General features: G+C 63.5%; 10 protein-coding genes. 1 reads left to right on the forward strand and 9 read right to left on the reverse strand.

Annotated elements, in window-relative coordinates:
* Positions 1-93: 93 nt before the first annotated feature.
* From EOA29_RS14075 to recR, 7 genes are all read right to left on the reverse strand, one after another.
* Positions 94-840 carry an ABC transporter ATP-binding protein gene (locus tag EOA29_RS14075; RefSeq protein WP_126090378.1) on the reverse strand — a complete coding sequence of 249 codons (747 nt, stop codon included), beginning with the start codon at positions 838-840 and terminating at the stop codon, positions 94-96.
* Positions 837-1,697, reverse strand: a complete 861-nt coding sequence (locus EOA29_RS14080; protein WP_126090379.1) for an ABC transporter ATP-binding protein — start codon at positions 1,695-1,697, stop codon at positions 837-839. Before EOA29_RS14080 ends, EOA29_RS14075 begins: the two co-directional genes overlap by 4 nt.
* Before the next feature lie 10 nt (positions 1,698-1,707).
* Positions 1,708-2,634, reverse strand: a complete 927-nt coding sequence (nikC, locus tag EOA29_RS14085; RefSeq protein ID WP_126090380.1) for a nickel transporter permease — start codon at positions 2,632-2,634, stop codon at positions 1,708-1,710.
* Between the two features lie 196 nt (positions 2,635-2,830).
* Positions 2,831-3,898, reverse strand: a complete 1,068-nt coding sequence (locus EOA29_RS14090; RefSeq protein ID WP_126090381.1) for an ABC transporter permease — start codon at positions 3,896-3,898, stop codon at positions 2,831-2,833.
* Positions 3,899-3,916: 18 nt separating this feature from the next.
* The gene (locus tag EOA29_RS14095) at positions 3,917-5,548 is read right to left on the reverse strand and encodes an ABC transporter substrate-binding protein (protein WP_126090382.1); all 1,632 of its coding nucleotides are present in this window, start codon (positions 5,546-5,548) and stop codon (positions 3,917-3,919) included.
* Between the two features lie 267 nt (positions 5,549-5,815).
* Positions 5,816-7,093: a lytic murein transglycosylase gene (locus EOA29_RS14100; protein ID WP_126090383.1), complete on the reverse strand. Its 1,278-nt coding sequence runs from the start codon at positions 7,091-7,093 to the stop codon at positions 5,816-5,818.
* Positions 7,094-7,287: 194 nt separating this feature from the next.
* On the reverse strand, positions 7,288-7,893 hold the full coding sequence (recR, locus tag EOA29_RS14110) for a recombination mediator RecR (protein ID WP_126090384.1): 606 nt from the start codon (positions 7,891-7,893) through the stop codon (positions 7,288-7,290).
* Between the two features lie 55 nt (positions 7,894-7,948).
* On the opposite strand from recR, the gene EOA29_RS41385 reads away from it, so the two are divergent.
* Complete coding sequence (locus tag EOA29_RS41385; RefSeq protein WP_189350386.1) at positions 7,949-8,104, forward strand: hypothetical protein; 156 nt, start codon at positions 7,949-7,951, stop codon at positions 8,102-8,104.
* 97 nt (positions 8,105-8,201) lie between these two features.
* Here the strand turns inward: EOA29_RS41385 and EOA29_RS14115 are convergent, their stop codons facing one another.
* Positions 8,202-9,158: a cell wall hydrolase gene (locus tag EOA29_RS14115; RefSeq protein WP_126090385.1), complete on the reverse strand. Its 957-nt coding sequence runs from the start codon at positions 9,156-9,158 to the stop codon at positions 8,202-8,204.
* Between the two features lie 217 nt (positions 9,159-9,375).
* Positions 9,376-9,699: a YbaB/EbfC family nucleoid-associated protein gene (locus EOA29_RS14120; protein ID WP_126090386.1), complete on the reverse strand. Its 324-nt coding sequence runs from the start codon at positions 9,697-9,699 to the stop codon at positions 9,376-9,378.
* Positions 9,700-9,944 lie beyond the last annotated feature (245 nt).

A 9,944-nucleotide genomic window follows, 5' to 3' on the forward strand; every position in this document is an offset into this window, starting at 1 on the left:
TGCGCTCAATCTCCCCCCTTGCGGGCCCTTGCGGGGGAGATGGCCGGCAGGCCAGAGGGGGGGTGGGAAGAAACGAGGCTTCTGCGAGACGGGCTACACCCGCACAAACCCCTCGCTCGCCCTGAGCAGGTTGCGCGTATAGTCCTCGCTCACCCGATGGCCGATCAGCTGGCTTGCGGTCAGCGTCTCCACCGCCTCGCCGTTCTGCATCACCATCAGCCGCTCGCACATATGGGTGATGATGGCGAGGTCGTGGCTGACCATCAGGAAGGTGAGCTTGCGCCGGCGCCGCACCTCTTCGAGCAGGTTCAGCACCTCCGCCTGCACCGAGGCGTCGAGCGCCGAGGTCGGCTCATCAAGCAAAAGGATCGAGGGTTCGAGGATCAGCGCGCGGGCAATCGCCACGCGCTGGCGCTGGCCGCCGGAGAGCTGGTGCGCGTAGCGAAAGCGGAAGCCCTTGCCGAGGCCGACCTCGTCCAGCGCGCGCTCGATGCGCTTCTCGCCGTCGGCAATGCCGTGGATCGCTAGAGGCTCCTGCAGCAGCCGGTCGACGGTCTGGCGCGGATGGAGCGAGCCGTAGGGATCCTGGAACACCATCTGCACATTACGGTAGAAGGCCTTGTCGCGTGTTTTGCCGAGCGTTTTGCCGTTGATGGTGATGGTGCCGCCGGCGACAGGAGCAAGGCCGGTGATTGCCCTCAGCAGGGTCGACTTGCCGGAGCCGCTTTCGCCGACCAGCCCGTAGGATTCGCCTTCCCTGACTTCCAGGTTAACACCTTTGAGTGCGCGAAAACGGTCGAAGACGACTTCCAGCCCTTGGACGGAAAGCGCCGCGGTCATGCCGCCCACTCCGGCTTGCGGTCGAGCACCGGCAGCGGATGACGCTCGAAGCCGATCCTCGGCATGCAGTTGAGCAGGCCGCGCGTATAGGGATGCCGGGCGTCGCGCAACTCGGAGGCCTTGAGCTGCTCGACCACCTTGCCGGCATACATGACGACGACGCGGTCACAGAAAGAGGAAACCAGGCGCAGATCGTGCGAGATGAAGATCAGCCCCATGCCGCGCTCGGCGACCAACCTGTCGAGGATGTTCAGCACGTCGAGCTGCACGGTGACGTCGAGCGCCGAGGTCGGCTCGTCGGCGATCATCAGCTCCGGACCGGCGATCAGCATCATGGCGATCATCGCGCGCTGGCCCATGCCGCCCGAGACCTCGTGCGGGTGGAGGTCGAAGACGCGAGCCGGATCGCGGATCTGCACCGCTCGCAGCATCTCCAAAGCCCGCTCGCGCGCCTCGGCCTTGGAGACCTTCTCATGCGTGCGCAGCGTCTCGACGATCTGGCGGCCGATGGTCATCACCGGATCGAGCGAATATTTCGGATCCTGCAGGATCATGGCGATGCGGTTGCCGCGCAGCGCCCGGCGCTGGCTGGGCGACACCGAGAGCAGATCGATGCCGTCGAAGCTGAGCTTCTTCGCCGACACCTCAGCCTGCGGCGGGGTCAGGCCCATGATGGCGCGGCCGGTCTGCGACTTGCCGGAGCCGCTTTCGCCGACGATGCCCAGCCGCTCGCGCCCGAGCAAGAAGGAGACGCCGCGCACCGCCTGCACGAGGCCGGTGCGGGTCGGGAAGGTGACGCGCAGATCGTCGACTTCGAGCAGCGTTCCCTTTGGCTGTGCGTCCCGATTGCCGCTCATTGATCACCGCTCATTGGTCGCCACTCCGGGGATCGAGCGCATCGCGCAGGCCGTCGCCGAGCAGGTTGAAGCCGAGGCTGACGATGAGGATGGCAGCACCCGGCGCGGCAGCCACCCACCACTGGTCGAGGATGAAGCGGCGGCCTGACGCGATCATCGCGCCCCATTCGGGCAGCGGGGGCTGCGCGCCGAGGCCGAGGAAGCCGAGGCCGGCGGCGGTGAGGATGATACCGGCCATGTCGAGCGTCACACGGATGATCAGCGAGGAGATGCAGAGCGGCATGATGTGGCGCAGCACGATGCGGAAGGGCGAAGCGCCCATCAGTTGCACCGCCTTGATGTAGTCGGAGTTGCGCACCGTCAGCGTCTCGGCGCGGGCTATGCGCGCGTAAGGCGGCCAGGAAGTGATGGCTATTGCCAGTACGGCGTTTTCGATGCCGGGGCCGAGCGCCGCGACGAAGGCGAGCGCCAGCACCAGCTTCGGGAAGGCGAGGAAGATGTCGGTGATGCGCATCAGGATGGCGTCGGTCCAGCCGCCTGCATAGCCGGCAACCGTGCCGACCAGAAGGCCTATGGGAGCGGCGATGACAGCAACGAGAACCACCACATAAAGCGTCCAGCGCGCGCCATAGACGATGCGCGAATAGATGTCGCGGCCGAGGTCGTCGGTGCCGAACCAATGCGCAGCGCCCGGCGGAAGCAAGCGGGCGTTCTTTAGGTCACCCACGGTCGGCGAATAGGGCGCCAGCACATCGGCAAAGGCCGCGACCGCCACCAGCGCGAGGATGATCAGCAGACCGACGAAGGCCAGCCGGTTGGCGGAAAAACGCCGCCACGCCACATAGGCGCGGCCGAGCCGTGCCTGCACACGCGAGGTCGGCCGCTCCGACAGCAACCATTCGCGGCGGGAGAGGGAGCCGGCGTCGGAGGCGGTCATGACGATGCCTCTTGAAGCTGTCGACCCCCGCTCCGGTCTGCTTCGCAGACCACCTCTCCCCCGTTCGACGGGGGAGAGGAAAGGCGCCAAGCGCGCGACCGGCTTCTCCTCTCCCCCGGACCGGGGGAGAGTTGGCCCGAAGGGCCGGAGTGGGAGTGATTGGCCACAGCCAAGCCCGAAAATGCGATAGCTCTGCTCATCCGGCCTTCGTCCTTGGGTCAAGAAGCCGATAGAGCAGGTCGGACAGAAGATTGATGCCGATGAAGACCGAGCCGATGATGATGGTGCCGCCGAGCACCGCATTCATGTCGGCGTTCTGCAGCGAATTGGTGATGTAGAGGCCGATGCCCGGCCAGGAGAAAACGGTCTCGGTCAGCACCGAGCCTTCAAGCAGGCTGGCATAGGAGAGCGCGATCACCGTCACCATCGGCACTGCTGCATTGCGAAGCGCATGGCCCCAGATGATGCGCGTTTCCGACAGGCCCTTGGCGCGCGCGGCGACGATGTATTCCTGCGCCATTTCGTTCAGCATGAAGGAGCGCGTCATGCGGCTGATATAGGCGAGCGCGAAATAGCCGAGCAGCGAGGCCGGCAGGATGATGTGGCGGTAGGCGTCATAAAAGACATCCCACTGGCCCTGCATCGCCGCGTCGAGCAGGTAGAAGCCGGTGATCGGCGTGAAGGTGTACTCGTAGACGACATCGAGCCGCGCCGGGAAAGCGATCCACTGCAGCTTGGCGTAGAACAGCACCAGCCCGAGCAGCCCCAGCCAGAAGATCGGCACGGAATAGCCGATGAGGCCGACGATGCGGGCGATCTGGTCGATCAGGCTGCCGCGCTTGACGGCGGCCAGCACGCCGAGCGGCACGCCGATGACGGCGCCGATCAGCGTGCCCAGCGTCGCCAACTCGATCGTGGCCGGAAAGACGCGGCGGATATCGGACATCACCGGATTGGTGGTCAGCACCGAGGTGCCGAAATCGCCGCTCAGCGCGCTTTTCACATAGATGTAGAACTGCTCGATCAGCGGCAGGTCGAGACCCATCTCGCGGCGCGTGCGCTCGACGACGGCGGTCGGAGCCCGGTCGCCGAGAACGGCCAGCACCGGATCGATCGGGATGACGCGGCCGATGAAGAAGGTCACCGCGAGGAGACCGAGATAGGTCGTCACCGCGATGACCAGAAAACGGCCGATCGACGAGGCAATGGCGACGCCGCGGGCGCTGTCGCGCCCTGCCGCCGCCTGGTTTTCAGCTACGCTCACGCTGCGTGTCCGAAGACGCTATTCCTTCGAGACCGCCCCGACGAAGTTGGCGTCGAAGCTCGGGCCGAGCACGAAGCCCTTGAGGCTCTTGCGCAGTCCGGCCACTTCGAGCTGCTGATGGATGATGACGAAGGGGCTGGTGTCGAGGATCTTCTTCTGCAGATCCTTGTACATGTCGGCGCGCTTGCCCGAATCCTTCTCCAGCAGCGCGGCCTCGGTCTCCTTGGTCAGGTCCGGAATGTCCCAGGCATTGCGCCAGGCGAGCGTCTTGATCTTGGCCTGGTCGGAATTGTCCGGGTTCGAGGCGAAGGTCTGGGCGTTGGAGTTCGGATCGAAATAGTCCTGGCCCCAGTTGCCGATATAGATGTCGTGGTTGCGAGCGCGGTATTTGGTCAGCGTCTGCTTGCCGTCGCCGGGGATGATCTCCAGCTTGATGCCGGCCTGACCCAGCGTCTGCTGGATCGATTCCGCCATGCCCGTGGTCGGCTGGCCGGTGCGCACGTCCATGGTCACGCTGAAGCCGTCCGGCAGGCCGGCCTTGGCCAAGAGTTCCTTGGCCTTGGCGACGTCGAGCTTGTAGGGATTGTCATCGACGGCACCCAGGTCGCCCTTGGGCAGGAAGGACTGGTGGATCTCGCCGATGCCCTTGAGGATGGTCGAGCTCAGGGCATCATAGTCGACCAGATATTTGAACGCCTCACGAACCTCCGGCTTGGCGAGGTTCGCGTTCTTCTGGTTGAGGCTGATGTAATAAACCGTGCCCTTAGGCGCGCTGGTAGTGGTGAGGTCGGCGTTCTTGGCGATGGCGTCGAGATCGTTCGGCTCGAGGTTGCGGGCGACATCGATGTCGCCGGCCTCAAGCGCCAGGCGCTGCGCGGAGCTTTCCTTCATGTTGCGGTAGATGACGCGGGCGAGCTTGGCCTTCTCGCCATTGTAATTGTCGTTGCGTTCCAGAACGACGGCTTCATTGGCGCGCCATTCGCGCAGCTTGTACTGGCCCGAGCCTGCGTAGCCGGTCTTCAGCCAGGCATTGCCGAAGTCGTTGTCCCATTTGTAGTCGGCGCTCGGCGTGGCGGCCGCGACGTGTTCCTTGACCAGCTTGCTGTCGACGACGGAAGCGACGGTTGCCGACAGGCAGTTCAGCACGAAGCTCGGCGCGTAGGCCTTGTCGACGACGAATTGGAAAGTCGTGTCGTCGACCGCCTTGGCCTTCTCGGTGACGTTGTCGCCGCTGATGCCCAGCTGCTCGATGATGAAGGCCGGGCTCTTGTCGAGCTTGACGGCGCGCTCGAAGGAGTAGGCAACGTCGGCCGCGGTGATCGGATTGCCCGAGGCGAACTTCATGCCGGGCTTGAGCTTGAAGGTGTAGGTCAGGCCGTCGTCGGAAACGGTCCAGCTCTCGGCAAGGTCGCCCTTGACCTTGGAGGTGTCGCTGAGGTCGAGGCGGACCAGGAGATCATAGGTGTTGCCGGTGACCTCGGCGGTCGACAGCTCGAACGCCTCGCCCGGATCCATCGAGATGATGTCGTCGATGGCGAAGCCTTCGACCAGCGTGTCGGGAGGCGAGACCGCAAAAGCGGGCGTAGCGAGCAGCGCCGACATCGCCACACCCGCAAGCAAGCCACGGAGAGCAAACTTTTCCAGCATCATGATGATCGTTCCCTGTTTTGTTGACCTGAGTTCCCGGCTCAGAACTGCATTATTCTTTGCGAAGCCGACGGCGGCTTGGACGACGTACCGTCGTGGTTTTTGTCCAGTTGGTCAACACCCTATTCGGCGGCGCTGAAGCAGCAACGCGCATTTTTGCGAGAGAGCCTATTGGGCCAGAATGGGGCGCCACGTGTCGACCCGTGCGCCGGCTAATCGAAACCTCCAATCAGGAAAAATCTGCTAAACCCTGACGCTTGGAAGCCGTCGTCATTTCAGCTGCGCAATCAGGCTCGCATCGGGAAAGCAGGTCGCGGCCTTGCCGTTCCTTGCCTGCCAGGAGCCGATCGAGCGGCGCGTCTTGAAGCCGGGCAGGCCGTCGGCGCTGCCGACGTCGTAGCCCTTGGCCTCCAGCGCCCGCTGGAGCGCGGCGATATCGGAGCGGTGGAGATCACCGACCGCACCCCACGTGCCGGCGAAGGTGGCGTCACCCTTGGCGATGCGATCGGCGGCGTGGCCGATGAACAACGCATAGAGGTCGCTGGTGTTGTATTCCTTCAGCACATAGAAGTTCGGCGTGACGATGAAGGCCGGACCGCTGCGCCCGGCCGGCATCAGCAGGAAGCCCTCGGCCTTCAGCTCACTCGCCTGGAACGCCTTGTTGTCGGCGCGCCTGATGCCCATCGCCGCCCAGTCGGAAATCTTCTTGCCCTGGTCGGGTCCTTCGAGCGAGCAGGAGACACTGGCCGGCACCATCACCTCGACGCCCCAGCCGCGCCCCCTCACCCAGCCATAATGGACGAGATAGTTGGCGATCGAGGCGAGCACGTCAGGGGTCGAATTCCAGATGTCTGGCCTGCCGTCGCCGTCGAAGTCGACGGCGTGCTTGAGGAAGGAGGTCGGCATGAATTGCGGCTGGCCGAGCGCGCCGGCCCAGGACGATTTCATCGCGTTGACAGGTGCCAGCCCGCGCTCGACGATCTCGAGCGCCGCCAGCACCTCGGTGCGGAAGAAGTCCTTCTTGGTCGACATGAACGCCTTGGTGCCCAGCACTTCGAAGGCGTCGTATGGCATCTTGGCCGCGCCGAAGCCGGTCTCGCGGCCCCATATCGCCAGAACCAAGTCACCCGGCACGCCGTAGCGCTTCTCGATCAGCCCGAGCACCCTCGCGTTGGCGCTCTCGCGCGTCCGTCCTCCGCCAGTGACGGCGCGAATGATCTTCTCGGCGAAATAGTTGGCTGGCGGGCCGAACTCGGCCTGATGCTGCTTCTCGGGTGTCGTCGGCTTCTCGCCGGGCACGACGAGGTCGGGCAGCTTGAGGTTCGGCTTCACGCCGATAAAGGCTTCGTCGAAGGTCTTCTTGGAGATGCCCTTGGCCTTGGCCTCGGGCCAGAGGTCGGTCTGCAGCCATGTCTGGAATTGATCGTCGATGGGGGCGACGCGGGAGGGGGTGGTGAAAATGAGGCTGAATATTGCGAGCAGAAGAAACGCGAGGCTGAATTTGGAAAAGCCGCGTTCTGTCGCGCCCCCCTCTGTCCTGCCGGACATCTCCCCCTCAAGGGGGGAGATTGGCTGTTGGTTCGGCTTTCGCCAATCACCAACGTAAGAAAGAGAGTGGCATCGGTGAAGCTGCCAATCTCCCCCCTTGAGGGGGAGATGTCCGGCAGGACAGAGGGGGGTGCTTGGGGCCAGCTTCGAAGGATGCACTCCAGTCACGACGCGCATCCTCCTGTCTAGCCACCTCAAAACGCCGTCCTCGATCGCAGCGCGGCGGCCAGCGTGCCTTCGTCGAGATAATCGAGCTCGCCGCCGACCGGCACGCCATGCGCAAGCCGTGTCACCTTGACGTCGAAGCCAGAGAGCTGGTCGGTCAGGTAGTGCGCCGTGGTCTGGCCCTCGACGGTGGCGTTGACGGCGAGGATCACCTCCTTGACCTCGCCGCCGGCGACACGGTCGACCAGCGAGCGGATGTTAAGCTGGTCGGGGCCTATGCCGTCGAGCGGCGACAGCGTGCCGCCGAGCACGTGATAGCGCACGTTCATGGCGGCGGCGCGTTCGAGCGCCCAGAGGTCGGAGACGTCCTCGACGACGATCAGCGTGCCGGCGTCGCGGCGCGGATCGGTGCAGATCATGCAGGGATCGGAGGTGTCGACATTGCCGCAGGTCGAGCAGATGCGCACCTTGTCGACCGCCTCGCCCATGGCGGCGGCTAAAGGCTGAAGCAGTTGCTCCTTCTTCTTGATGAGATGGAGGGCCGCACGGCGTGCCGAACGCGGTCCAAGCCCCGGCACCTTGGCCAGGAGCTGGATCAGGCGTTCGATCTCTGGACCGGCGATTCGCTTTGACATCGCTCTGATCTAATGCATGTCGCCCAAAAGTGTGTAGCGGTTTCGGGAAAACGACATGCATAAAAACAAAGTTTTAAAGCGCGTCGCTCGAATCCGTTTCGACGCGACGCGCTTTAGAGAGCAATTCCAGGAAAAGTGCGAAGCGGTTTTCCGTCCGGACTTGCGTCAAAACGAAAAGGTGGATCAGTTCGCCGTTTCCGTGAAACGATGATCCAGGATTTTTCAGAGCGCTTTGGAACAGTTCGTAACGGCACACGACCCGCCTTGCTGCCAATGCGGGTCGTGCATCGATGGTCGACTCAATAGGTTTAGAGCGGCCGGTTCTGGCTGACGATCAGCGCGCCGATGGCGTCGGTGTTCTCAGGCGTCGACTGGAATCCCATCGCCGCTTCCTGCGGGGCGCTGGGCACCGAGGTGATATACCGACCTTTCAACGTACCGCCGAAGCGGGACGCATCAGGCTCTTCCATCGGCTCCTGCATCGCCACCACCGTCTGCTTCGCCGTGACGCGGCCCGACTTCTGCGCCGGCGCGATGGAGGCCGTCATGTAGGTCTGCTCGGCAGGGGACGGCGCGGCAACCGCGGTCATTGCGGCCTGCTTGGCCGGATCGGCATGGACAATGGTCTTGACCACCGGTTCGGCGGAAGCGACGAGCACTGGAGCGGCAGGATCGGTCTTCTGCGACTTGCCGGAGGCCATGGCGACCATGGGCTCGTCCGGCAGCGGCTGCCAGTTGCGGCCGCGCTTCTCATAGAAGGCGTTGCCGCCGGCCACCATCGTGTAGTGCATGTTGTTGTAAGGGAAGCGCAGGCCGGCGGTGTGGAAGAACATCGTGTTCTTGAGCTTGGCCTTGCGCTCGCCTTTCAGCACCGCCTCGGCGGCTTCCTCGACATCGGGCAGCGCCCTCGAATTCATCGGCCGCGTCAGCACGCCGGGCGCGAACTGGCCCCTCTCGCCGACAACCTCGCAAATGGTGTTGCCGTGCTGGCCGGAACGCAGCCGGTTCATGACGACGGTGCCGACGGCGATCATGCCGTCACGGCTTGACCGGTTGGACTCGAAGAACATCGCCCTTTGCAGGCATTCCTTGTCCTTCATCGTATATTTGTAGGAACGGGAGCTCAGGAAGCTCGGCGTGACGGCGTCGGCAAGGCTCGCCACCGACATACCGTGTGAAGCGGTCTGGCTGCAGCCGGCCAGGAACAAGGGGGAAGCGGCGATGCCAATAAGCAGCAGCGGCGTCTTCCATCGCGTCGCGATCAACAAAAAAGCCTCATTTCCAGATGCCAGCCCGCCCCGAGATGTGGCAAGAATGAGACTCTTTCAGGCAAAAAGATGGCTAGATGGTTAGCAATCCCTGGACTTGGGTAAAACTTTATGAATGCAGCGAAATGAGCCCGTGAGCAACGCCGGCAAAATGGTTAATATTGCGGGCCGGGCTCGATTATCGTTCATAATCAATTAACTGGCGGCGGGCGTCTCAGAACGGCAATTTCATTCCGGGCGGTATAGGCAGGCCCGCCGTCAAGGCCTTGGTCTTTTCCTGCATCACCTGCTCGACCTTATTTTTGGCGTCATTGTGAGCGGCCAGAATGAGGTCTTCCAGGATCTCGGCCTCGTCAGCCTTGATGAGCGAGGGATCGATCTTCAGCGTCTTCATTTCGAACTTGCCGGTCAGCGTCACGCTGACCAGACCGCCACCCGCCTGCCCCGTGGCTTCGAGCGTGGCGATCTCGTCCTGCATGGCCTGGAACTTGGCCTGCATTTCCTTCGCCTTGCCCATCAGGCCGAGAAGATCCTTCATCGCAAATGTCCTCTTAGTTTCTTTTGTGGGAGCATGATCTTGTCCGAAAACCGGTTCCCATTTTCGCTGACACGGTCCTTCGGTTCGGGATCATGCTCTAGATTTCATCATCATCGGCCGCGGGCTCGACCGGCAGGTCGGCGTCAGTACTTTCCACTTCAGGCACATCCGGAATGCGCACGTCGATGATCTTGGCGCCGGGGAAGCGGGCGAGGATGGCGGCGACCGTCGGGTCGCTCCTAGCA

The sequence above is a fragment of the Mesorhizobium sp. M1E.F.Ca.ET.063.01.1.1 genome (assembly GCF_003998155.1).
Lineage (GTDB): Bacteria > Pseudomonadota > Alphaproteobacteria > Rhizobiales > Rhizobiaceae > Mesorhizobium.

Coding starts and splice junctions, on each gene's coding strand:
- EOA29_RS14100 (WP_126090383.1), bottom strand. CDS start 7,093: ATGTCCGGCAGGACAGAGGGGGGCGCGACAGAACGCGGCTTTTCCAAA.
- recR (WP_126090384.1), bottom strand. CDS start 7,893: ATGTCAAAGCGAATCGCCGGTCCAGAGATCGAACGCCTGATCCAGCTC.
- EOA29_RS14075 (WP_126090378.1), bottom strand. CDS start 840: ATGACCGCGGCGCTTTCCGTCCAAGGGCTGGAAGTCGTCTTCGACCGT.
- EOA29_RS14080 (WP_126090379.1), bottom strand. CDS start 1,697: ATGAGCGGCAATCGGGACGCACAGCCAAAGGGAACGCTGCTCGAAGTC.
- EOA29_RS14120 (WP_126090386.1), bottom strand. CDS start 9,699: ATGAAGGATCTTCTCGGCCTGATGGGCAAGGCGAAGGAAATGCAGGCC.
- EOA29_RS41385 (WP_189350386.1), top strand. CDS start 7,949: ATGCATAAAAACAAAGTTTTAAAGCGCGTCGCTCGAATCCGTTTCGAC.
- EOA29_RS14095 (WP_126090382.1), bottom strand. CDS start 5,548: ATGATGCTGGAAAAGTTTGCTCTCCGTGGCTTGCTTGCGGGTGTGGCG.
- nikC (WP_126090380.1), bottom strand. CDS start 2,634: ATGACCGCCTCCGACGCCGGCTCCCTCTCCCGCCGCGAATGGTTGCTG.